This window comes from Archangium sp., from assembly GCF_057119385.1.
Map to the genome: position 1 here is coordinate 41,438 of NZ_DBNGVP010000150.1, position 21,748 is coordinate 63,185.

At 67.7% G+C, this 21,748-nt stretch carries 19 protein-coding genes and 1 pseudogene; 7 read left to right on the forward strand and 13 right to left on the reverse strand.

Annotated features, from left to right (window positions below; all coding sequences use genetic code 11):
• Positions 1–38 precede the first annotated feature (38 nt).
• The gene (locus AC16DP_RS35240; protein ID WP_329729153.1) at positions 39–3,248 is read right to left on the reverse strand and encodes a carbohydrate binding domain-containing protein; all 3,210 of its coding nucleotides are present in this window, start codon (positions 3,246–3,248) and stop codon (positions 39–41) included.
• Positions 3,249–3,450: 202 nt separating this feature from the next.
• Here AC16DP_RS35240 and AC16DP_RS35245 point away from each other — a divergent pair, with 202 nt between their 5' ends.
• Complete coding sequence (locus AC16DP_RS35245) at positions 3,451–3,687, forward strand: (2Fe-2S)-binding protein (RefSeq protein ID WP_414640719.1); 237 nt, start codon at positions 3,451–3,453, stop codon at positions 3,685–3,687.
• Positions 3,684–4,160 (forward strand): bacterioferritin, encoded by a 477-nt coding sequence (bfr, locus tag AC16DP_RS35250; RefSeq protein WP_329729154.1) that lies wholly within the window; start codon positions 3,684–3,686, stop codon positions 4,158–4,160. Before AC16DP_RS35245 ends, bfr begins: the two co-directional genes overlap by 4 nt.
• Positions 4,161–4,169: 9 nt before the next feature.
• Here the strand turns inward: bfr and AC16DP_RS35255 are convergent, their stop codons facing one another.
• The 4 genes from AC16DP_RS35255 to AC16DP_RS35270 all read right to left on the reverse strand — a co-directional run bounded on the left by AC16DP_RS35255 (position 4,170) and on the right by AC16DP_RS35270 (position 9,045).
• Positions 4,170–5,030, reverse strand: coding sequence for a hypothetical protein (locus AC16DP_RS35255; RefSeq protein WP_329729155.1), 861 nt, complete (start codon positions 5,028–5,030; stop codon positions 4,170–4,172).
• Positions 5,027–6,190 carry an endonuclease/exonuclease/phosphatase family protein gene (locus AC16DP_RS35260; RefSeq protein WP_329729156.1) on the reverse strand — a complete coding sequence of 388 codons (1,164 nt, stop codon included), beginning with the start codon at positions 6,188–6,190 and terminating at the stop codon, positions 5,027–5,029. The genes AC16DP_RS35255 and AC16DP_RS35260 overlap by 4 nt, the downstream gene beginning before the upstream one ends.
• A gap of 80 nt (positions 6,191–6,270) precedes the next feature.
• Positions 6,271–6,825 (reverse strand): hypothetical protein, encoded by a 555-nt coding sequence (locus tag AC16DP_RS35265; RefSeq protein WP_329729157.1) that lies wholly within the window; start codon positions 6,823–6,825, stop codon positions 6,271–6,273.
• A 204-nt stretch (positions 6,826–7,029) separates the two neighbouring features.
• The gene (locus AC16DP_RS35270; RefSeq protein WP_329729158.1) at positions 7,030–9,045 is read right to left on the reverse strand and encodes an Ig-like domain-containing protein; all 2,016 of its coding nucleotides are present in this window, start codon (positions 9,043–9,045) and stop codon (positions 7,030–7,032) included.
• 239 nt (positions 9,046–9,284) lie between these two features.
• On the opposite strand from AC16DP_RS35270, the gene AC16DP_RS35275 reads away from it, so the two are divergent.
• Both AC16DP_RS35275 and AC16DP_RS35280 read left to right on the forward strand, forming a co-directional pair.
• Entirely contained in the window at positions 9,285–11,036 is a 1,752-nt protein-coding gene (locus tag AC16DP_RS35275) for a hypothetical protein (protein WP_329729159.1), read from the forward strand.
• A gap of 112 nt (positions 11,037–11,148) precedes the next feature.
• On the forward strand, positions 11,149–12,546 hold the full coding sequence (locus tag AC16DP_RS35280; protein WP_329729160.1) for an FAD-binding oxidoreductase: 1,398 nt from the start codon (positions 11,149–11,151) through the stop codon (positions 12,544–12,546).
• A gap of 21 nt (positions 12,547–12,567) precedes the next feature.
• Here the strand turns inward: AC16DP_RS35280 and AC16DP_RS35285 are convergent, their stop codons facing one another.
• From AC16DP_RS35285 to AC16DP_RS35310, 6 genes are all read right to left on the reverse strand, one after another.
• Complete coding sequence (locus AC16DP_RS35285; RefSeq protein WP_329729161.1) at positions 12,568–13,140, reverse strand: DUF2911 domain-containing protein; 573 nt, start codon at positions 13,138–13,140, stop codon at positions 12,568–12,570.
• Positions 13,141–13,218: 78 nt separating this feature from the next.
• Entirely contained in the window at positions 13,219–13,797 is a 579-nt protein-coding gene (locus tag AC16DP_RS35290) for a GNAT family N-acetyltransferase (protein ID WP_329729162.1), read from the reverse strand.
• A gap of 12 nt (positions 13,798–13,809) precedes the next feature.
• Positions 13,810–14,367: a cupin domain-containing protein gene (locus tag AC16DP_RS35295; protein ID WP_329729163.1), complete on the reverse strand. Its 558-nt coding sequence runs from the start codon at positions 14,365–14,367 to the stop codon at positions 13,810–13,812.
• Between the two features lie 180 nt (positions 14,368–14,547).
• The gene (locus tag AC16DP_RS35300) at positions 14,548–15,690 is read right to left on the reverse strand and encodes an MbnH family di-heme enzyme (RefSeq protein ID WP_329729164.1); all 1,143 of its coding nucleotides are present in this window, start codon (positions 15,688–15,690) and stop codon (positions 14,548–14,550) included.
• Positions 15,691–15,706: 16 nt separating this feature from the next.
• Positions 15,707–15,895 carry a hypothetical protein gene (locus tag AC16DP_RS35305; protein ID WP_329729165.1) on the reverse strand — a complete coding sequence of 63 codons (189 nt, stop codon included), beginning with the start codon at positions 15,893–15,895 and terminating at the stop codon, positions 15,707–15,709.
• Positions 15,896–16,008: 113 nt separating this feature from the next.
• A complete protein-coding gene (locus AC16DP_RS35310; RefSeq protein WP_329729166.1) occupies positions 16,009–16,869 on the reverse strand; it encodes an MbnP family copper-binding protein in 861 nt (286 codons plus the stop codon).
• 295 nt (positions 16,870–17,164) lie between these two features.
• Between AC16DP_RS35310 and AC16DP_RS35315 the strand changes: the two genes are divergently transcribed.
• Positions 17,165–17,569: a hypothetical protein gene (locus tag AC16DP_RS35315; protein ID WP_329729167.1), complete on the forward strand. Its 405-nt coding sequence runs from the start codon at positions 17,165–17,167 to the stop codon at positions 17,567–17,569.
• Positions 17,570–17,577: 8 nt separating this feature from the next.
• Here the strand turns inward: AC16DP_RS35315 and AC16DP_RS35320 are convergent, their stop codons facing one another.
• Both AC16DP_RS35320 and AC16DP_RS35325 read right to left on the reverse strand, forming a co-directional pair.
• Entirely contained in the window at positions 17,578–18,504 is a 927-nt protein-coding gene (locus AC16DP_RS35320; protein WP_329729168.1) for a pirin family protein, read from the reverse strand.
• Between the two features lie 101 nt (positions 18,505–18,605).
• Positions 18,606–19,499: a LysR family transcriptional regulator gene (locus AC16DP_RS35325; protein ID WP_329729169.1), complete on the reverse strand. Its 894-nt coding sequence runs from the start codon at positions 19,497–19,499 to the stop codon at positions 18,606–18,608.
• 62 nt (positions 19,500–19,561) lie between these two features.
• On the opposite strand from AC16DP_RS35325, the gene AC16DP_RS35330 reads away from it, so the two are divergent.
• Positions 19,562–20,095, forward strand: a complete 534-nt coding sequence (locus tag AC16DP_RS35330) for a YceI family protein (RefSeq protein ID WP_329729173.1) — start codon at positions 19,562–19,564, stop codon at positions 20,093–20,095.
• A 221-nt stretch (positions 20,096–20,316) separates the two neighbouring features.
• Positions 20,317–21,624 (forward strand): annotated as a pseudogene (gene sitA5 / locus AC16DP_RS35335) (SitA5 family polymorphic toxin); the annotation flags it as partial.
• Positions 21,625–21,748: the final 124 nt, after the last annotated feature.

Here is a 21,748-nt window from a genome sequence, read left to right on the forward strand (position 1 = left end):
CGAAGCAGCAGCCCGCGGGTTCCTGGAGCCACCGCCCGTCAGGGCTTCAGGTACGGGCCATCCGAGCCCACCTTGCCAGGCGCCGGGTTGCCGGGCAGGTCGAGCACATACACGCGGAGGTTGCCCTTGCCGGTGACGCTGGCCGTCAGCGAGCCGTTGGTCACGGTCTTCACATCACCGGTGATGGCGTCCTGGTAGGTCCCATTGGGGATGCCGCTGAAGGTGGCTCCCCCGGAGACGGTGACGAGCGCGAAGCTGTCCACGCCCCTGGCCGCATCGGTGAAGCGCCGCTTGAAGGCCATGGTCCCCGTGACGCCCTCGGTCGAGTACTGCCCCTTCTGGAGCGCGGGAATCCTACGGCGCAGCTGGTTGAGGCGTTGCAGATGCTTGACCAGCGGCTTGCCGAGCGTCTCCGAGACCTTGCCGGAGGCGCTGCCCACCACTCCGTAGTCGGAGGCCGTGACGCTGCCCTCGAGGTTGTCGCCGTAGTAGGCGCGGCCGGTGGTGGCCAGCGGGCAGGTGGGGCCGCAGTCGATCTGTTTGCCCGCCTGGAATTCGATCTCCGAGCCGTAATACAGCGTGGGGATGCCGCGGAAGGTCCACATCAGGCTCATGTTCTCGGCCCAGGCGTCGGTGCCTCCGGCGTAGCGGGTGCCGGACTTGTTGGGGCCGTAGTCGTGCGAGTCCACGTACACCACGTTGTAGGTGGCGTCGTTGTAGCTGTCGTCCGAGTCCTTGCCGTTCCAGAAGGCATTGCTGGCCTCGCCGAAGTTCATGTGCATGCGCATGTCGATCACGCTCATGCCGGAGAACTGGCTGTGATCCGGAGCGTGGTACAGGTTGCCCTGGAGGAAGGCATTGGTGGACGTGGGCTGGTTGGCCGTGCCCTGGGTCTGCTCGTAGTTGTACTGCTCGAGCGCGGCCGCGGTGTCATCCGCGCTATAGGTCTTGCGCTCCTTCCACGTGAAGAACTGCGCCGAGTGGTTGGGCGAGCCGCGGTTCCACTTGTCGTTCACGAACGCGCCCACCTCGCCGAACATGAAGAAGTCCCGGCCCTTGGCGCCGAACTTCTCCTCGGCGTGCTGGTGGGCCGCCGGCAGCAGGCGCCGGTTCCAGGTGACGCGCGGAATGTGGACCGCCGTGTCGATGCGGAAGCCGTCCACGCCCATGTCGATGTACTTGTTGTAGACGTCCACCAGGAACTGCTGCACCGGCGTGCTCTCGGTGTTGAAGTCCGCCAGGTCCTCGTGAATCCAGCAGCTGCGCGAGTCCTCGCCCTCCCAGTTTCCGATCCAGCACTGGTGGAAGTACTGCGAGGGGAACATGCCCGAGGTGGGGTTGGGCCACTGGCAGTTGTAGAGCTTGTAGCCCTCGGCGCTGTAGCCCCCCGTGGGCACGCCCCAGTTGCGGCACGTGTTGCCCGCGGGCTCGGACGTCGACCACAGGTCCCCGTTGTAATAGGACTTCCCGCTGGTGGGCTCGACGGTGAGCCCGTCATAGGTGAAGCCGGAGACGGGCGCGTCGTAGTACCAGCTCCACTGGCTGTCGCGCACCCCGTAGACCTTGGCGCTCCACAGCCCCTTGGCGCCCCAGCGGCTGGAGTGGTTGTAGACCACGTCCTGGATGATCTTGATGCCCTTGGCGTGGGCCGCGTTGATGAGATCCTGGTAGGTGGCTCCCGCGGACTCCAGGCGCGGATCCACCTTGTGGAAATCCCAGCCGTGATAGCCGTGGTAGTCGTAGTCCGAGCGGTTGAGCACCACGGGGGTGATCCAGATGGCGGAGAAGCCCAGGGCCTTGATGTAGTCGAGCTTCTGGATGAGGCCCTTGAAGTCACCGCGGAACATGGGGTCGTTGTTGGCGGCGTTGCCCGACTTGACGTGCATGCTGCCCCCGCGGTTGTTGGACGAGTCGCCATCGTAGAAGCGCGCGGTGAGCACGAAGTAGATGGAGTCCTCGCGGATGTCTCCGCCCAGGGGTTCTCCCGGAGGAGCCGGAGGCGGCGCGTTGCCGGTGGTGGCCGACACCGAGGCACTGGCGGAGGACTTGTTGCCGGCCGCGTCGAAGGCCTTCACGGTGTAGCTGTAGGCGGTCTGGGCCGTCAGGCCGGTGTCGCTGTAGCGGGTGAGCGAGGTGGTCCAGGTCTGCGTGCCCTGGGTTCCCCCGGTGCGCACCAGCTCGTAGCCCGTGACGCCACGGTCATCGGTCGAGGCGCTCCAGGAGAGGTTGATCTGCGTCCCCGAGGCCGTGGCGATGACGCCCGAGGGAATGGACGGCGCGGAGGTATCCGGCGGCAGCGTCACGCACGGAGTGGAGGCATTGGCGGTGACGACACCCTCCCTGACGGTGATCAGCCCCGTGCCCAGGGAGTAGTCCGTGCCGTTGTTGTTGTCCCAGGTGGTGCCGTTGTTGAACGCCGCCTTCATGCCGGTGGCCGGGCCCAGGTCCACGGTCTTCTTCACCCAGTCGGTGCAGGCGGTCTCGTTCATGGCGACGCCGGGCACGGCGGTCCACGCGCCACCGGTGGGCGCGTAGTGGATGTTGACGGCGGTCCAGGCGCGGGTGCGCGTGTAGTAATAGACCTCGGCCTTGTTGCCCGCGGGGGTGGTGACGGACAGGGCAGGGCTGGCGGCGGACACGTTGCCCGCTGCGTCCACGGCCCTCACGGTGTAGCTGTAGGCCGTGGAGGGGATGCGTCCGGTATCGGTGTAGCTCGTGTTGGTGGCCGAGCCGATGAGCGTGCCCGCGCGGTAGACGTCGTAACGGACCACGCCCACGTTGTCGGTGGAGGCGGTCCACGAGAAGGAGATGGACGTGGACGTCACCGTGCCCGCGGTCAGCGCGCCCGGCGCGGTGGGCGCCTGGGTATCGGCGGCACACGGAGAGCCCGTGTTGGCCAGGAGCTGGCCGTTCTTGACCTGGTGGGTGCCCGTCGTGGGGATGACGTAGTTGGCACCCGACTGGTTGTTGAGATTGTCCCAGCGGTTCTGGCCGTCGGTGAAGACCGCCTGGAAGGTGGTGGCCGAGCCCGTGGTGATGACCCTCGTCACCCAGTTCGTGCAGGCCGCGCTCATCGCGTTGCCCGGCACGGCCGTCCAGGTGCCACTGGCGTCGTGATGGATGTAGGCGGACGTCCAGGCCTTGTAGGGCGTGTAGTAGTAGACCGTCGCCGTGCCAGCGAGCGCGGGGGCGCTCGAGACCGCCAGGATCAACGCACACAGCGCTGATCCTCTCGTGAAGAGCTTCATGGGGTTCTTTCCTTTGCGTACCGGGGGAAAACGCGGACAGCCCGGAAAGATTGAACGATTCCCCTCCACTTCGGGAGCACGAGATGGAGCCGCCAGGGTCTCCGGCCCGCCCGGGGGGGTGCTTGACGGAGTCGGTATTGCGAATTATTCTCAATTGCAACTTGGGGCCACGTGGTGTGGCCCTTCGTCGTGTGAGCCTCGAATGATCGTCTGCCTCTGCCATGTCGTCTCGGACCGAACCATCCGCGCCCGCATCTCCGAGGGAGCCCGGAGCGTGGAAGCCATCGGGCAGGCCTGCCGGGCGGGCACCGGGTGTGGGGGTTGCCAGGAGCAGATCGCGGATCTGATCAAGGAGTGCCGTCAGGGTGCCAACGCCCGTTCCGCCTGCCGGGACGGTTGTGCGGTGCCCGCGCTGCAACTAGCGTCCCCGGCCCTATGAAAGGCAACCCCCAGATCATCGACCTGCTCAACGAGATCCTCACGACCGAGCTGACGGCCATCAACGAGTACTTCCTCCACGCGCGCATCGCGGAGAACTGGGGCTACGAGCGGCTGCAGAAGAAGATCTACGAGGAGTCCATCGGCGAGATGAAGCACGCCGACCGGCTCGTGCGGCGCATCCTCTTCCTGGGGGGCCTGCCCAACCTGCAGCGCCTGGGCAAGGTGAACGTGGGGGAGACGATCCCCGAGATGCTTCGCCTGGACCTGGAGCTGGAGCTCGGCTCGCAGAAGCGCCTCAACGAGGGCATCGAGCTGTGCCGCACGCTGGGGGACAACGGCAGCCGGGAGCTGCTGGACACCATCCTCGAGGACACCGAGGAGCACATCGACTGGCTCGAGGCGCAGCTCGAGCTGATGAAGCAGGTGGGCGAGGCGCACTACCTCGCCCAGCAGATCAAGAAGGACAGCTGAGCGTTCCGCTCAAAACCCCTGCCAGATGAAGTCCAGCGTCGGGAGGAAGTCGTTGCTCCGGACGCGGACGCGCTCGCTGAAACCATCGGCGCCCTCGAGCACGCGAGTGGCGCCCTGGTCCGCGTTGGCCCACAGGACGCCAGCGGTGAGGCGGCTGTGCTGGAAGAGGGCGATGTCCACGCCCACGTGGGCCGTGAGCACCAGCGGGGACACGGAGGCGATGGGCCCCTCGTCCTGGCCCGAGGCGATGAGGTGGCCCTGGGAGCCGGTGACGTAGAGGTTCAGCTCTCCGCGCAGGCGCAGGCGGTCGTTGAAGGCGTGGTCATAGGCGCCTCCCACCCGCGAGCGGAAGCCCGTGAGCGGTGCCGCGAGCACGAGATCCAACGGCGTGAGGAAGGAGTTGAGCGGCGTGGCGCTGTTGGGGCCGAGCGGAACCCGGAAGGCCGCCTCCGCCCGGAGCGTCCACACGTCGTGCTCGAGCACGTTCCCCGAGAGCAACAGCCCCGCCCGCGGAATCAGCATCCACCCGATGTCGTTCTGGCTCGTGTCCCAACTGGGGAAGAGGTAGCCCTTCACCAGCCGCATGGCGAGCGTGGGCATGGACAGTCCGGCCTCGGCCGTCAGCCGCAGGGGCGAGCGCAGCAGCGCGAAGCGGGCATCCACGTGGGGCGCCACGAAGAAGAGCAGGGGATGGGTCTGGAGCTCGACGCTGTCGTGGAACGCGATGCGCAGCGGGTTGAACACGCCCACGCTCCAGGAGCCCCGGGGGCCCACGTCCGCGGTGTCCCGGGCCGGCATCGGTTGCGCGAGGGCCCCGGTGCTGCCCATCAGGGCGCTGCACAGCAGTACCGCCATCAACAGGGCTCTCATGGCAGCCTCCAGGTACCGGCGACGGGGGCATGATCGGACAGACGGCTGGCATCGCTCTGGACCCCGAGACGCCCGGGCCCCTGGATGACGTCCGTGTCCGTCCACACCTCGCCCTTGCGGATGAAGAGATAGTCCAACGTGCGGTTCCACGTGCCACGCACGCCCTGGTCATTCACGCTGTCCGGTCCGAGCACCGAGTGCGTGAAGAAGGGCCGCTGGTTCTCCTCGCCCACGCCGTAGCGGGCCAGGGAGATGGAGGGCTCGAAGTCGTCATGGAAGCGCTTCATCACGCTGGGCGTGTAGGGCGGCTGCTCGTAATCGCTGCCCTTGCTGCTCTCGCGCTCGTCCAGGAAGCCCGAGAGCCTCATCTTGCCCTCACAGGACCCGGGGGTCCCCGCCGCCGCGCGCTCGTCGCAGACGGGCGGCAGCTCGTTGAAGTCTCCTCCAATCACCCAGGGCAGCGTCTCCGCCCGGAGGACGTCATATATCTGTTGGATCTGCTTCTGCTTGGTGCCGTCCTGGTCATACGCCTCGGTGTGCACCACGTACGCGGCGATGGTCCGGCCGTTGCCCACGTCCACCTCGGCCCGGCCAATGGCTCGCTTGATGTAGAACGTCGACGTCACCGGATCCTGATCCGTGCGGTCCTGCTGCCGGATGCGCTCGGCCTTGGTGATGGGGTAGCGCGAGAGGATGGCGTTGCCCAGGTTGATGCGGCCCACGCCCTCGGACGGCACGTAGCGCGAGTCCCACGTGGACATGTAGGCCGCATAGCGGAGGTTCGTGTTCTCCAGCAGGAAGCGCACCTGGTCGATGTAGGCGCTGCGCTTGGAGTCGACCTCGATCTCCTCCGTCATGAGGATGTCCGGGTCGTACTCGCGGATGAGCGCCGCCACCCGGGTGAGACAGTCCGTCACCTCTGACTCGGACATCTGGACGCGGTCTCCCCAGAAGTCGAACCAGAAGTCGATGCGGCAGGCACCGTACTTCACGTTCCACGCCATCACCTTGAGTGAGGTGGGGTTGGCCACCGGTGCGGGGTGCTCGGCCCGGGCCTTGTACCGGGGAACGTCTTCCCGGGTGAAGGACAGCGGGTCGGCCACCCATTCGCAACTGGCCAGCAACAACGGGAGGAGGAACAACGGGAGCGTTCGTCTCATGCGGGGCGCGAAGATACTCCGCCCGGAGTACCGGGGCAGGAGATACGCCTGCACTGTGCTGAGCCGCGGCTGCGCTCGACTCAGGAGGGCAGGGTGAAGCGGTAGGCGACCTCCATGTCGCCCCGGCTGAAGCCCTTGCCCACCTCGTGCGGAACTTCCTTGCTGCTCAGGTAGGAGAGCCCACCGGACGCGAAGCCCATCACCGACAGCTCGAAGTAGATGTGCGGCCGGGGCACGCCCGTGATGCGCAACTCCAACACGTTCCCCTGGAGCTGCGCCGTCAGCTCGCCCTGGGTGAAGTAGCCCTTCCAGATGCCCGGGGTGAACATGGCGAAGCGCTGGTACTCTCCCTTGCTGAAGAGTGGCTTGAGCTGGCCCAGGCTCAGCGCGTACTCGGCGGACTTCACGCCGTACTTCCAGTAGGCCTGCGGATCCCCCGCGTAGAACTGCTGGGTCATGGCGTCGTTGAGCCGCAGGAAGGCGTCCGCCGGAATGCGCGTCACCGGCATTACCGGCTGGGAGAAGATGGGGTCCCTCTGCGCCTGCTCGGCGAGGAACGCGCGCCACGTCGCCGTGCCGAAGGTCTGCTCCGCGTGGGCCTGCCGGGCCAGGAACGCAACGCCTTTGACTTCCATTCGTGAGCCTCCCCTGCCGCCCGGCTGCCCTGGTTCCACTCGGACACGGACGGCTCTCCCTCCATTTTGCGCGGATTCGCGTCCCCGGGCGATACGCAACGCGAAAATTCGGCTTTCCCTCCAATACGAGGGAACGCATGGGATGGCAGGTGGATGCCGGCGCCGGGCCCCTCGAGGCCACGGCGCCGGCGAACACCCTTGCCGCTACGGGTGGAAGTAGATGTTGTCGATGAACATCGTGCCGCCGTTGGGCGCGATCAGGACCATCTGGGCCAGGTGGTGCCTGTTCGCCAGACCCGGGAAGTCGCTGGCCAGCGTCAGCTCATAGGACAGCCAGGTTCCGGCGGAGAGCGGCGGCGTGGAGTCGGCCGTGAGGGTGGCGATTCCCTCGGTGTCGTCGCCACCGGGGCCGCTGTAGACGCCGTCGGGCCCGAAGTCGACCAGCTTCACCTGGAAGTTGGTCGTGTTGTCCGGCGTCCACAGGTCCAGGTGCATTTTGGTGAGCCCCCGTCCCTCGGCGTCGATCTGGTTGGCACCGCTGGTGCCGTAGAACTCGACGCCGATGTAGGTCGCCGAGGGGCTGCTGAAGACGTACTTGAGGGGGGCGGCGCTGCCCTCGCTGGTGGTGAGGGTGAACGGCTCACCACCGGACCCGGCGCTCCAGCTCGTCCGCCACGTGTCCACCTTGGCGCTCTGGTCGGAGGCCGTGCCCGAGTAGCCGCCCGGCCCGGAGCTGTAGAGCGAGTACACGGACGCCCCGGCCGCATGGGAAGGCGTGGGAGGCAGCGTGGCCGGTTGGCTCGGCACGCCGGTGACGGTGATGGCGAAGGAGCCGCTGGCCGTCACGTCACCCAGCCGGGCGGAGATGGTCACCGGGCCGCCCGCGGCCACGCCGGTGATGACGCCGCTGCTGTTGACCGAGGCGATCGCCGCATCGGACGAGGTGAAGTCGAAGAAGGTGTTGGCCACCGGCTTCAAGGTGACGGGGCTGCCCGGATCGCCCGCGACGGTGAAGACGGCCTGGTTCTGGCTCGCGTCGATGGGGCGGGTTCCGGCCGTCGCGACCGACGCCGTGTTGGCGTTGCCGTTGCCGATGGAGGCCGTGGCCGCGCCGAGCACGCCGGAGCCGAGGTGCTCGTAGATGACGTCTGCGAGGTAGAGGGTGTAGCCGTCGGGTGCGTCGGCGACGTGGAAGAGGCCCCCCACGTTCTTGTACCGGGCCGGGTTGGGGATGGGGAGGGTGTACTTGCGCCACGCCGTGGTGAGCTCGAGCGAGGTCCGCTCGCTGGCGAAGCCGGTACCGGAGCCGGTGCCCGCGTCGTTGCCGATGCCCGTCACGTTGAGCGTCTCGGCCTTGCTCGCCTTCGCCCAGAAGGTCAGCGCGTTGTAGGCGGAGAGGTCCCGGGGCGTCGAGGTGACCCAGGCGCCGCCGGAGTACGTACCGGTGCTGGTGACCTGGAAGTGGATGACCTTGCGGCCGTTGAAGGTCTCGGTGGCGTCGACGGTGACGTTGTTGGCGGCGCCGCCGAAGTCCGCGAAGGACACGCCCGTGCCATAGCCGTCATAGAAGACGATCTGGTTCGCGTCGGGCGCGGTCGATGCCGCGGTGACCGACACCTCCAGCGTCGTGGTCTTTCCCCCCGCCGCTGCGGTGAGGGTCGCGCTCCCCACCGAGACGCCGGTGACGACGCCGGAGGTGCTCACGGTGGCGATGCCCTCCGCGTTGGAGCTGAAGGTCACGCCCGTGGTCAGCGGCCGGCTGGAGTCGTCGCTGTAGGTGCCCGTCACGGTGAGCTGGAGCGTGCCGCCCTGGACCACGGAGGCCGGGCTCGGGCCGAGCGCGATGGACGAGAGCGTCGGTCCCGAGGACGCGCTGACCGTCACGGTGGTGGAAGCGCTCTTGCCGGAGACGGTGGCGGTGATCCGGGCCGTCCCGGCGGCGACGGCGGTCACCCGTCCACCCGGGCTGCTCACCGTGGCGGTGGCGGGGGTGTCGGAGGCGAAGGTCGCGTTCGCCGTGACGCTCTTCGTCGAGCCATCGCTGTAGGTACCGGTGACGGTGAGCTGCTGGGTGGCACCGGCGGACAGGGTGATGCTGGGCGGGGTGACGCTCACCCCCGTCAGCGTGGCGGTGGGCTTCTCAGCCGGGTCGCACGCCGTTTGTACGACAACCGTCAGAAGCAACAGCGAGGACACGACCAGGCGATTCCGTGGGGTCATCACGCAATTCACGCTCCGGCGAAGGTGGGGTGCTGCGGAAGTGGCTGCGACGGGGCGGGCGCCTTGCACGGTGCTCCCTGTGCCCCTCGAGCAACTTTCTTTGATACCCGAAGAAAGTAACAACCAAAAAATCACGATGTCAAACATGTGCCTCGTCCTCGCCGCACGCGCGGCTCGACGCGGTTCGTCATGACGCGGAGCGCAAGGGGTGGTGCGGATGTTAGGGTGCCGCCCGCCCTATGCACCCTTCACTTCTCTCGCGGATGTCCCTGCTCCTGCCCCTGCTGCTCGTCCTCTCCCTGGGCGCGAATGCCTGCAAGAGCGCGGCGGCCTTGCGTCAGGAGCCTCGAGCCGCTTCGACTCCCGTGGAACCCTGGCGTTATGCGCGGATGGACGTACGGGACAGCGAAGTCCCCGCCCGTTTCCAGGCACCCCTGCCGGACCTGTCCCGAGGAGAAGAGAACGCCTGGACACCGGAGCATCCTCCTCGCTCGTACGTGACGGATGCCCTGTGCGCGGGGGAGCCCGACATGGGCGAGCGGCTGGTCGCGTCGGTGGATCGAGCGGTGGCCTCGGGGGCCAGGAGCCCGGAGGTTGTCAGGGCCTACGCGAACCTCTTCTCCGAGTGCGGCATGGGGCGCTGCGCGTGGGCGCGTGGCGTGGTGCTCGATGCGAAGCGCTCCGCCGCCGCGCGCGAGGTGGTCTGGTTCGGGCTCGCCCGGTGCGACGAGCCGGAGGCGGAGGCCCTCTTCGAGGCGCAGGAGGCCCCCGCCTTCGCCTCTATCTCCTATCTGGACGCACGGCGCTGGCGCGTCTACCCCGCTCGTCCTCCGGCGCCGTTCTCGCCGAAGCTGGAGCGCGCGGCGGCCGAGGTGGTGCGCCGGGAGAAGGAGGCCCCGTACTTCATCAACGCCCGGACGGCCGCCATGCTGCTCGGGGAGACGGATGCTCCGGGCGCTGCGGAAGCGCTCCTGAAGCTTCATGCGGAGACGGCCGACGCCTCGCTCCGCGACACCCTCGCGGCGGCGATGTTCCGGCAGAGCCATCCCAAGGCGCGCGCCCTCTTCCAGGCCCTGTGCGCCCAGGGCCGCGAGCCCCTGTGCGAGCGCAACGAGCCCTCGCGTCCGGAGGCTCCCGCCGACCCGCGCGAGCAGCTGCGCCAGGAAACGCTCTCTCCCGATGAATTCGCCCGGCGGGAGGAGGTTCCGCGCGCCGAGCGCATCGAGCTGCTCGCCGGCTGCGCCAGCGCGCCTTCCGAGAAGGACTGGCGCGTGGCTCGCTGCCTCGAAGCCCTCGCGACGCTGTCGCGCGAGAAGGCCGTGGAGGTGGCGAAGACGAGGGACCGCGGGGCCGTGCCGGAGGGGATGCGGGACACGGTGCGCGCACTCACGCGCTTCCCTGCCTCCGGGGCACTCGGAGCCTACCTGGATGGGCTCGGCCTGACGGCTGTTCCGGGCAAGGCCGTTGCCGAGGAGTCCGCTTCCACCGCGGAGGAAATGCTCCTCTGGAGAGGACGGGCCCTCGTCTTCGATACGGAGACGGGCATGTTCCCCAACGCGCACGACTCCCTGCTGCGGGAGCTGTCCGCGCTCGCTCCCGGCGCCCTGACAGGTGTTCTCTTCGAGGAGGTGCCGCCCACGTTGGAGGAGGAAGAGGCCGGCAAGGGCTCCTACCGGCTCATCGCCTGGGGCGGGGGCAAGCGCTACGAGACGAGGGCCCAGTCCTACGGGGACTGGTACGACGTGGAGGCGGTGCTCACGTTCCTCAACGCGCTGGCGCGGGCGCGGGGCAGCGAGGTGCGTTGGCTCGCATTGGCGACGACCGACCAGGTCGCGCATGTGGTGGCCGGGCCCTCCCAGGCCCTCTCCAGCTTGCTGAAGGCGGGCCTGGTGCGTTCCGGTGGTGCCGACGAGGCCCGGAGCGAGGGGCGCGAGTTCGAGGAAGAGGTGCTCCGCCAGCTCCAGCAGGAGGGCGCCACGCTCGCGAAGTAACCTGGCAGGCCCGTACCCCCGCTGAGCAACCGGGCGGGCGAGGGCCGAGCGGGCGGGTCCTCCCTCCCCAGGCGTGGGGAGCTTCCCCACCCTCAGAAGGCGGAGGAATGAAATGCAAATGGACTCGGCGCCCGACGTGCTCTTGCCTGAGGAACCCACGCGACGCGATGGGCGTCACGAGGCGAAGATCGAGCGGATCGCGCGGCAGTTGCGGCAGCGGACGAGCACGCGGCCCGTGTCCTTCAAGAAGAAGACACCTCCGCATCAGGTGCCCAAGCGCTACGACCAGCGGCGGGCCGACGAGAAGATCGACCTGAGCGACCTGGACCAGATCCTCGAGATCGATCCCGTGGCGATGACGTGCACGGCCGAGCCCGCGGTCACCTTCGAGCAGGTGGTCCGTGCGACGTGGCGCTACGGGCTCGTGCCCATCATCGTCCCCGAGCACAAGACCATCACCCTCGGAGGCGCCGTCGCGGGGTGCTCCATCGAGTCCATGTCCTTCCGGGAGGGCGGCTTCCACGACACGTGTCTGGAATACGAGATCATCACCGCGAAGGGAGAGGTGCTGCGCTGCTCTCCGCATGAGAACCCGCTCGTGTTCCAGATGATCCACGGTTCGTTCGGGACGCTCGGTGTGCTCTCGAAGCTGAAGTTCAAGCTCATCCGCGCCGCGCCCTACGTGCACATGACGTACGAGACGTACGCCACGCTCGAGGCCTTCCAGCAAGCCATCTGGCGCTACTTCAACGCCCGGGATGTGGACTACCTCGACGGGCAGATCTTCTCCCCGGCGAAGCACGTGCTGTGCGTGGGCCGCTTCGTGGAGCGCGCCCCGTACGTGAGCCGCTACGACTGGCTCAAGGCGTATTGCGAGAGCATTCCCCGCCGCGCGGAGGACTACCTCACGCTCTACGACTACCTCTACCGCTACGACCGGGGCGTCACCCACGTGTCGCCCAGGAGCCTCGTGGGCCGGGCGCTGTTCGGCAAGCTGGTGCACTCGGACAGCGTGCTGAGGGCCGCGGAGCGCTTCCACCGCTTGCTGCCGAAGAAGAACCCGCCGGTCATCGTGGACGTGTTCATCCCGTTCTCGCGCACGGCCGAGTTCATGGACTGGTACCACCGCGAGATGCACTTCTACCCGGTGTGGTGCGTGCCCTACCGGCGGATGTGGGACTACGAGTGGCAGACGCCCCGCTGGTGGGCCGGCGTGAAGGATCCCCTGTTCCTTGACCTCGCGGTCTACGGGCTCGAGCAGCAGCCGGGCCGCAACATCTACAAGGAATTCGAGGACGAGCTGCAGCGGGTCAACGGCACCAAGACGCTCATCTCGTACAACTACTACGACGAGCAGACCTTCTGGAGCATCTGGAACAAGGAGACCTGGCAGGCCGTGAAGCAGAGGACGGACCCGGACAACATCTTCCGCGACCTCTACACGAAGACGTGCCGGGCAGCGCTCGGACTGGGAGAGCAGCCGCCCGGCTCCGGGGCCCCGGTGCACTGAGGCCCCGGCCGTGCGTCGCGCTCAGCCCTTCTTGGCCGGGCTCACGGGCACGGAGACCAGCGTGTTCTCCCACGAGAAGTTGAGCGCGGTGCCCTTCTCATCGAAGGCGATGGTGAAGGCCTCGTAGGTGTCCGCGCTCTTGGTCACCGGCACGTCCACGCGCAGGACGTCATTGTCCTTGTTGTACTTGTAGGCGCCCCACTGGCCCACGTCCTTGTTGACGATGAGCGTCCACTTGTCCGCCTGGGGAATGGTGAAGAGCGCGTAGGTACCCGCCGGGAGCTTCTTGCCCGCGAGCTCGATGTCGCCCGTCGTGGTCAGCTCGGTGGCGGAGTTCGCGCCCAGGCGCCACACCTCGCCATAGGGCACCAGCTTGCCGAAGATGACCCGCTTCTGGCCCGTCTTCGGATCCTGGATGCGGGGCGAGTGGTACGTCACCTTCACGTACGTGGTGTCATCCAGCTTCTTCGCCGCCATCTGCATGGGGCTGACGGGAGCCTTCGCGGGCGGAATGCTCTTCTGCGCCAGCGCGGGGGTCGCGGCGAGGACGACGAGCGCGGCAAGGGTCGGAAGGGTGAGTCGATGATTCATCATGGGTGATGCCCTCTTGGGTGAAGAGACAACGGAAGACGCGCGCCCGGAACATTGAACCGGGCCGCTCATTCCCGGGGACTACCGTGTGCCGTCACGCAGGCCCAGCACGACGACGGCCCACTCGTCCGTGGCGTCCCGGTAGGTCTTGATGGGCTCGAAACCGGCTCGGGTGTGGGCCCGCATCGAGCGCGTGTTGCGCGTGGCCACCTCCGTCACGGTGCAGTCGAAGCGTGCGCCGTAGCTCGCGCGGTGCTCGCGGTAGAGCGCGTCGAACACGCCCTGGCCCCGCCAGGCCTCGGCCACGCACACCTGGCCCATCACGTAGTAGCGGTACTCGCGCAGCGGCCGGCCGCGCCAGCTCAGCGTCTCCAGGAGCTGGAACAGGGGCTCCAGGATGGGAACGAAGGCACGTGCCTCCACCGGCATCACCAGCGCATAACCCGCGAGCGTGTCCCCATCCTTCGCGATGACGCTCGGCGCGAGCGCGTGCATCCGCTCCAGCACGTCCAGCGTATGGGCCACGGTGAGGAAGCCCTGGCTCACGGCCTGCTCGGGTGAGACGTGGTCGCGCAGATTGGCGGCCTGGAGCTGGAGGATCTGCTCCAGCTCCTCGCGGCGCGTGACGAGGCAGGTCCGAGGCGCAGTCGACGGAGTCATGGAGCCCGGTTTCTAATGCCGGGCTCCCTCCATGTCACGCGACCTCAGCGGGGTGACATGGGCCTCCTGGGGCTCGACGACGTTGAAGAACGACTTGATGACCTGTTTGTCTTTGACTTCCCAGGTGATGACCTGTCCCTGGCGGATGAAGTAGCTGTCACCCGGCTTGTACAGGTGGCGCTGTCCCGTGCTGTCCGTGATGGTGACGTCTCCCTGGAGGATGGTGGCGTGCTCCGTGAAGGGGAACGTCACCTCGAGCGTGCCCCGGGTCGCCTTGAAGAGCCCCGCCGTCACGCCATTCGCGCTGTAGTCGACGCGGGCGAAGATTTGAGGATTCCCCTCGAGCACCCGTCCGCCCAGGTTCTCCGGTGGCCCGAGCCAGACGAAGTCCGACTCGTCCACGGGCCCACCCCGAGGGGTGTAGACGATCATCGTGGCCGCTTGCGTCATCGGCGAGTGGTTGCTTCCAGCGCCGGGCTCCAGTGGCTCGCCCGTGCAGGCGCTCATCAGACCCGCGAGTGCAACGACTCCCATGCCCAGCAACCGATGGCGGCGAACGTGACGAGCCATGAGTCCTCCCCGGTTCCAGCGTTCTCGCACGTTTCGCATCCGCCTGGATGCGATCTCCGTGCAAATGCAGATGGATATGCGAAAACGGACTTTTCCACCACGCACCCGGAGAGGGAGCGTTCTCCGGTAGCCGTCGTGGGGTTTCGGTTGCTCTTGGAACGAGCCAGGCGCGAGGCCTTGTCAGTTGACTTCGATGAACGGGTTGCTCAGCTTCGGATCCTTCACGAAGTCCAGGTCCGTGAGGCTCTCCAGGAAGGCGATGAGGTCCGCGCGCTCCTGGGCGCTCAGCTCGAAGGGCCGCACCAGCGGGTTCTTCAGCGGGCTCGCCCGGCCATCGCCCACGTACGGTCCGCTCGTCACCTCGCGGCCGCCGGACGTGTAGAAGTCCAGCACCTGCTCGAGGGTGGCGATGCTGCCGTCGTGCATGTAGGGCGCCGTCAGGGCCACGTTGCGCAACGGCGGCACCCGGAAGCGCCCCATGTCCTTCGGGTTGTTGGTGAACTCGAAGAGGCCGGTGTTGTTCACCGGGTAGGCGCCCAGGCCATCCACGTTGTAGAGGCCCGTGTTCTGGAAGTCCCGCTCGGACAGCTTCGTGTCCTTCGAGCGGAAGGAGTTCGTCAGGTGCGGCCCGCTGTGGCAGTGGTAGCACTCGGCGCGCTCGCCGAAGAACAGCTCCATGCCCCGTTTGGCCGCGGGTGACAGCGCGCTGATGTCTCCCTGGAGGTACCGGTCATAGGGCGAGTTGCCCGAGAGCATCGTGCGCTGGAAGGACGCGAGCGCCTTCACGACGTTGTCCTCGTGGATGGGGTTCTTCTCGTCGGGGAAGGCCGCGCGGAACAACTCCAGGTAGAGCGCGTCCTCGCGGAGCCGTTGCAGCACCTCGTCCAGGCGCGTGCCCATGCCCAGCTCCAGCGGCGTCTCGGCGAAGAGGGGCACCAGGGCCTGCTTCTCCAGCGTGTCCAGCACGGGGTTGGCCCACGTGTACGTGGCGAGGTAGGCCACGTTGGCCAGTCCGGGCGAGTTGCGCGGGACGGCGTGTCCCGTGGAGCCGCTGGGCGTCACCTTGGCGTCACTGAAGGCCCGCTGCTGCTCGTGGCAGCTCGCGCAGGCCATGGTGCCGTTGCCGGACAGGCGCTCGTCGTAGAAGAGGAAGCGGCCCAGCACCACCTTCTCCTCGGACATGGGGTTGTCCGCGGGGACGAAGGGCTCGGGGAAGCCCGGGGGCAGCTGCCACGCATAGGGCTTCTTCTCCTCGCCGCACGCGGTGAGCAACAGCACCGACAGCAGCGCGGTGCTCCACGACAACAGGGCTCGTGAGGTCATCCTGGAGGGACTCCTTTCACTCGAGGAACACGGGCAGGCGGCCCACGTGGCACACGTTGCAGGCGCCCGAGGCCGTGGGGAAGGGCATGAAATTATAGGCCTCGGAGGTGGCGTTCATCACCTTCGGGAAGAGGGGCGTGTCCGGCAGGGGCACCGCCTCCGTGGTGTAGAAGTTGCCGCTCGTGTCGGCCTCCAGCGTGAGCACGACGGTGCCGCCGCCATTGCGCTCCGTGGACAGGAGGAGGGTGGTGTGGGGGTTGGGCCGGCGGTCGCCCGTGACGGCGGAGGTTGGAGTGCATGGGCGTGCCTTCGCGTGGCTCAGCGGACGCGGATGAAGGTGGCGGGCACGTCCCGGGGCGAGCCATCCGCCATCAGGCCCACCTGGGAGAAGAGCGCGGCGCACTCGGGGTCCGAGAGGCTCGACATGCAGCCGGCGATGGTGTCCGTCTTGTTGTCCACGGTGTGGTCGAGGTCGGAGTCCGCATAGAGGGCCGCGAGGTCGAGCACCACCTGGTTGTTCTCGGGGTTGAAGCCGCTCAGGGCCACCGTGGACTGGTTGGTGGCGGCACAGGTGTAGCCCTCGGCCGTGCTGCCGGTGCAGCCGGACGCGCCCAGGTGGAAGAACCAGGTGGCGTTCTTCGTGCTGCGCACCTCGAGGCGCACGAACTTGTAGCCGCCCTTCCAGCTCCACCACATGCCCGGGGCGTTGAGCGGCGCGGGAGCGGTGGCGCCGTCCAGGTGGTTCATCTCCTCGGGCAGCCCCACCTTGAGCTCGAGGCCGGTGTAGTCATTGAAGTCCGGGGCGCGGCCCACCACTTCCAGGCGTGTCTCGGGGCTGCCGGTGTCACAGGTGCCGGTGCCGTTCTCGAAGTCGAGCAGGGCGATGGCGTCCCGCTGCCACGTGCCGTCCTGGTCCAGCTTCAGCGCGTGCTTCTCGCCGTTGGCGCGCACGAGCGTGACGTCGCGCACGTACATCTTGAACTCGAGCAGCTCGATGGTGGTGCCCGACTTGCCGATGTTGGGGTAGCTGGCATCGCAGCGCAGGGCCTGGGTGCCCACCTGGGGGCTGAAGCGCACGGAGAACTTCTTCTCGGCGGAGCCGTCACCTCCACACGCCTGGAGGAAGGGGAGTACGGACAGGAGGCACAGCGCCGGGAGTGGCCTCTGGAGGACCTTCATCTTCCACCTCGGAATGCGCTGGGCGGGGCCAGCGGAGCAGGTGACACCAGCCATAGCAGGGGCGGATCCGCTCGCTCGTGCGGCATTGTGTCGCATCGGCCCACGGGGCCAGCGCTTCCGAGGCGGGGCTCCCAGGTCTGTTCACTTTCTCAAAGCCCGAGAGACAGGCCGCACTCCGAGGAGCCGCAGTGCTTGCGAAGTATCATCGTGGCGGCTGGAGTGGCCTTCGTTGCCGTTTCCGCGGCCGGAGGCGTGTTGATCCTGGCCCCGGTCGTCTTGTTCTAGGAACCACCTCATGAGCACCGATTCATCGAGCGCATCCGGGAAGTTCGACCTGCGGAGCACGCTCAGCGCGCTCGGAAAGCTGGCGAAACAAGAGGCGCGTACGCCCGAGGACCTCGCGGCCATCAAGTCCGCCGTAGCCGGGCTCCAATTCATTCAGCTCAATGGAAAGCTGGACGACTTCCTGGATTATCTCCAGGACGTCGAGAAGGCCGCTGCGCGGGTGACGAGCGTCGAGGCCTCCTTCGGTGACATGTCCGAGGCCATGAAGTGGCTCTGCGCTCAGGCGGAGCCCCGTTTCGGGGCTCGTGTGGAGGTCGCGGGCAAGCCCCATCTCGTCGTTCGCCAGCGCAAGGAGATGTGGTTCTTGATTCCCGCGCCTCCGCTTCCGTCCTTCGAGGAACTGACGGGGGAGTAGTCACCCCCCTACGGATACCGCACGGGCGCGGGCTCCTCGGGCAGGGGGATGAACTCCGTCTCCTGAGGTACCCGGGCGAAGCGCCCCGCCTTCCAGTCCGCCTTCGCCTCCTCCAGCCGCTCCTTCGAGCTCGAGACGAAGTTCCAGAAGATGTACCGCGGACCGTCCATCGGCTCGCCCCCGAGGAAGGCCATGCGCACCTGCGTGGAGGCCCGCACCGCGATCTCGCTCCCCGGACGGAACACGAGCAGCTCGCCCGCGTTGAACTCCGTCCCGTCCAGCTCCACCGTGCCCTCGGCGAGGTAGATCGCTCGCTCCTCGTGCTCGGCCGGGAGCACCAGCCCCGCTCCTTCCTCCAGCCTCAGGTCCGCGTAGAACATGTCCGAGAACGTCTTCACCGGTGAGCGCTTGCCGAAGAGCGCTCCCGCGATGAGGTGCATCCGTACGCCCTCTCCTTCGTGGAAGGGCATCGTCTCGGCGGAGTGGTGGACGAAGGCAGGATCGGTCTCCTCGTACTTCTTCGGGAGCGCCACCCACGCCTGGAGCCCGAAGAGCTTCCCGCCCGCGGCCCGCGTCTCGGGCCCCGTGCGCTCCGAGTGGACGATGCCTCGTCCCGCCGTCATCCAGTTCACCTCGCCGGGCCGGATGGGCTGCACCATGCCCAGGCTGTCCCGGTGGAGGATCTCTCCGTCGAAGAGATACGTGACGGTGGCCAGGCCGATGTGCGGATGCGGCCTCACGTCCAACCCATGGCCCGCGCGGAACATCGCCGGCCCCATCTGGTCGAGGAAGATGAAGGGCCCCACCATCCGCCGCTGCGCCGAGGGCAGCGCCCGCCGCACCTCGAACCCATCGCCCAGATCCCGCGTCCGGGTGACGATGAGCGTCTCCAGCTCGGGGTGCCGCCTCGTGTCGTTCGTCTCTTCCCAGCTCATGCGTTGTTTCTCCTGACACCCATCCCGTGGCCTTCGACCGTTCCGCGTCAGCCGCCCATCATGGGACACACTGTTCCATCCGTGGAATCGGGGCGCCTCGCTCACGGTGTGCCCGCCGGGTTCTCGGGCCAGCGCTCGCGCAGGAAGTCCACGAAGGCCATCACCTTGGGCGAGTGGTGCCGGGTGCCCGGGTAGACCGCGTGCACCGGAGCGCCGGCCGAGCTCCAGTCCGGCAGGATGCGGCGCAGGCGTCCCTCGGTGAGGTCCGTGGCGGAGGGGAGGGTGGGAAGGAGCGCGATGCCCGCTCCCGCCAGCGCCACCGCGCGCAACATGTCGGGCTCGTTCACCACGATGCGCGCACGCACCGAGACCTGGACCGACTTGTTCCCCGAGTGCAGCGTCCAGACGTTCCCCTCCATCCCCGCGCCGAAGACGAGGCAGTCGTGCCGCTCGAGGTCCTTGGGGCTCTTGGGTGCTCCCCGCTCCTGGAGGTATTTCGGGGAGGCCACGACGACGCGCTCGACGTTGCCGAGCCTGCGGGCGATGAGTGAAGAGTCGGCCAGCCGTCCCGCTCGCACGGCCAGATCGAATCCCTCCTCCACCAGGTCCACCGAGCGGTCCGTGCACACCAGCTCGAGCTGCACCTCCGGATAGCGCTTCAGGAACTCCGAGACGATCGGCCCCAGGAAGCTGAAGGTGAGCGGCGCCGTCACCCGGAGCAGCCCGTGCGGCGCGGCCTGCATGCGCGTGACCGCCAGCTCGGCCTGCTCCGCCTCGGCCACGATGCGCGCGCAGTGCTCGTAGTAGGCCTGCCCCACGTCCGTGAGCCGCAGCTTGCGCGTCGTGCGCTGCAGCAGCTGCGCGCCCACCCGCTCCTCGAGCTCGGACACCTTCCGGCTGACGGTGGACTTGGGCATCCGCAGCCCGCGCGCCGCCGCCGTGAAGCTGCCGGCCTGCACCACCTTGGCGAAAACGAGGAGCTCGTTGAGGTCCATGTCCGGTCCCGTTCCTGCGTTCGTTCCATGGGTGGAACAGTTCTTCCAGCCCGCCCCATCTAATCAGGGCCACTGGCCACCGCTACCTTCTGCCTCGTCCACAACGCCTGGTGATCTCCAAGGTGCGCGGCAGCTTCCGGAAGTTCAGCGGCACGGTGTCCCTGGACGAGCAGGAGCCCACCGCCTCGTCCGTCTCCGTCCGCATCGAGGCGCCGAGCATCGACACCGGTGTCCAGCAGCGTGATGAGCACCTGCGCTCGCCGGACTTCTTCGACGTGGAGAAGTTCCCCCTCATCACCTTCGAGAGCACGAAGGTGGAGAAGTCCTCGGACAACGGCCTCCGGGTGACCGGCAAGCTGACCCTCCGCGACGTCACCCGCGAGGTGGTGCTCGAGGCCGAGCAGCTCGGCATCGGCAAGGACCCCTGGGGCAACATCAAGGCCGCCTTCGAGGCGAAGACCTCCATCGACCGCCGGGAGTTCGGTCTGAAGTGGAACCAGGCGCTCGAGACCGGTGGCGTCCTGGTCGGCGAGAAGATCGAGATCTCCCTCGAGGTCCAGGCCATCAAGGCCCAGAGCGCCGAGAAGGCGGCCTGAGCCGCCCAGGGCCCCCTCCACCAACTCATGACCACGGCCACCGTCGAGGTCGTGACCGAGCCCCTCGAGGCCGGAGCGAGCAGGTAACAACGGACCGGTTGGCAGATGGCCCGATGTGTCCTGTCTGCCTTGGTCAACCCGGTGGCTTGACGGGCACGTCCCTGGTCCGCGTACCTTCTGGAGCGACGGTTCTTGTGTCGCGTCACTTCCGGAGATACGCCGTGTCCGATTGTCTTCCCAGCGCTCGCCCTCTGGGTCGTCGCCTGGGTCCCTGCGTTGGCGCCTGTGCCCTCATCGTCCTTGCCTTCCAACTCGCCTGTTCCATGGGCACCCCTCACGGCAGCCTCTCCGCGGGCTACCGCTACGACCCGCTCACGCCTCCGCCGACTCCCAAGGAGGGGGTTGTCGCCACGGTGGAGCCCGGCCTGGAGTCGGTCACCGTGTACGTGGTGGACTTCCTGGAGCCCGGCACCCTCGGCACCCGGCCGGTGCGCATACCCAGGGCCGAGTTCCAGCGGGCCTTTCATCGGCTCGCCCAGGATGTGCGGTTGGGGGAGAAAACGCCTCGGCAAGCCGCTCACGAGTTGCTCGGGCTGTTGGGGCCACCCGAGGAGTCCAGGGTGGAAGCCTCGGGCTATTGGAAGTTGGAGGCCTACGCGGGCCGCGGCTACACCTGGATACCCGAGCACCAGGAGGGGCCCATCCTCCTGACTCCCCAGGCCGAACAGGCCCTGAGGGAGGAGTATCTCCAGTGGTGTACGCCCCGGGGCGGGGGCGACTGCCGGGGCCTGCTGGATGACGGGGGCTACCTGCGCACCGACGACCGGCGCACCCTGGCCTTGTCCATCGCTCTCGGCCACGTGCTCGACGAGACACAGGCCGCATTGGGGCGCGAACTGCTGGACGTGCGAGCGCTCGTTTCCATGGTGGTCTGGACGGTGGGGCTCTACTGCACGATGTGGCTGGTACCCGAGCCGACGACCAAGGCCATCGCCGCTGGCATGACCCTCCTGCTCATGAGCTACCTGGGCCTGAGCACGGTGTACGGGCTGATGGACGGCTGGGCTCGCATGGCGGATGCGGCGCACCATGCCACCACCTTCGAGGAACTGCGCGCGGCGGGCGCGGAGTTCGGCAAGGTGCTGGGCGAGGACTCGGCCAGGGCGATGATTCTGGCGGTGGCCACCCTGAGCGGGCACACGCTGGGCCAGTTGGTGGCGCGGGTGAAGTCACTGCCGGGCTTCCATCTGGCGGGGGCGCGGTTCGAGGCGCAGGGTGGGGCCGCCGTCATGGGGCGGCTGGAGGCCACGGAGGCGGCACTCGCCTCGGAGGGGGCGCTGGCCCGGGCGGTGGCGGCGGCGGAGATGGTGGCCACCTCTCCGCAGGGCCCCCTGGCCATGGTGATGTTCAAGAAGGGGCAGGGGCATGGGACGGAAACGGCACCTGGAGGCCGATCCTCCGCCACCGTCCTCCGCCACCGGGGCGGCAACCGGCAGGTCCAGCTCAGCGACGGTCAGCGTTGGCACCTGATGACCTACTCATAATGCACCCCTTCCATTACCTGGAGGTCAGGTGGGAACTGTCCGCCTGCTTCGCTGATCGGTGGGCTCATCGCCTTGAGTCTCTTGACCGTCTCCGGATCAAGCTTGAACC

Excerpts from the sequence above, each read along its gene's own strand:
- AC16DP_RS35240 (WP_329729153.1), bottom strand. The coding sequence starts at position 3,248 with ATGAAGCTCTTCACGAGAGGATCAGCGCTGTGTGCGTTGATCCTGGCG.
- AC16DP_RS35245 (WP_414640719.1), top strand. The coding sequence starts at position 3,451 with ATGATCGTCTGCCTCTGCCATGTCGTCTCGGACCGAACCATCCGCGCC.
- bfr (WP_329729154.1), top strand. The coding sequence starts at position 3,684 with ATGAAAGGCAACCCCCAGATCATCGACCTGCTCAACGAGATCCTCACG.
- AC16DP_RS35255 (WP_329729155.1), bottom strand. The coding sequence starts at position 5,030 with ATGAGAGCCCTGTTGATGGCGGTACTGCTGTGCAGCGCCCTGATGGGC.
- AC16DP_RS35260 (WP_329729156.1), bottom strand. The coding sequence starts at position 6,190 with ATGAGACGAACGCTCCCGTTGTTCCTCCTCCCGTTGTTGCTGGCCAGT.
- AC16DP_RS35265 (WP_329729157.1), bottom strand. The coding sequence starts at position 6,825 with ATGGAAGTCAAAGGCGTTGCGTTCCTGGCCCGGCAGGCCCACGCGGAG.
- AC16DP_RS35270 (WP_329729158.1), bottom strand. The coding sequence starts at position 9,045 with ATGACCCCACGGAATCGCCTGGTCGTGTCCTCGCTGTTGCTTCTGACG.
- AC16DP_RS35275 (WP_329729159.1), top strand. The coding sequence starts at position 9,285 with ATGCACCCTTCACTTCTCTCGCGGATGTCCCTGCTCCTGCCCCTGCTG.
- AC16DP_RS35280 (WP_329729160.1), top strand. The coding sequence starts at position 11,149 with ATGCAAATGGACTCGGCGCCCGACGTGCTCTTGCCTGAGGAACCCACG.
- AC16DP_RS35285 (WP_329729161.1), bottom strand. The coding sequence starts at position 13,140 with ATGATGAATCATCGACTCACCCTTCCGACCCTTGCCGCGCTCGTCGTC.
- AC16DP_RS35290 (WP_329729162.1), bottom strand. The coding sequence starts at position 13,797 with ATGACTCCGTCGACTGCGCCTCGGACCTGCCTCGTCACGCGCCGCGAG.
- AC16DP_RS35295 (WP_329729163.1), bottom strand. The coding sequence starts at position 14,367 with ATGGCTCGTCACGTTCGCCGCCATCGGTTGCTGGGCATGGGAGTCGTT.
- AC16DP_RS35300 (WP_329729164.1), bottom strand. The coding sequence starts at position 15,690 with ATGACCTCACGAGCCCTGTTGTCGTGGAGCACCGCGCTGCTGTCGGTG.
- AC16DP_RS35310 (WP_329729166.1), bottom strand. The coding sequence starts at position 16,869 with ATGAAGGTCCTCCAGAGGCCACTCCCGGCGCTGTGCCTCCTGTCCGTA.
- AC16DP_RS35315 (WP_329729167.1), top strand. The coding sequence starts at position 17,165 with ATGAGCACCGATTCATCGAGCGCATCCGGGAAGTTCGACCTGCGGAGC.
- AC16DP_RS35320 (WP_329729168.1), bottom strand. The coding sequence starts at position 18,504 with ATGAGCTGGGAAGAGACGAACGACACGAGGCGGCACCCCGAGCTGGAG.
- AC16DP_RS35325 (WP_329729169.1), bottom strand. The coding sequence starts at position 19,499 with ATGGACCTCAACGAGCTCCTCGTTTTCGCCAAGGTGGTGCAGGCCGGC.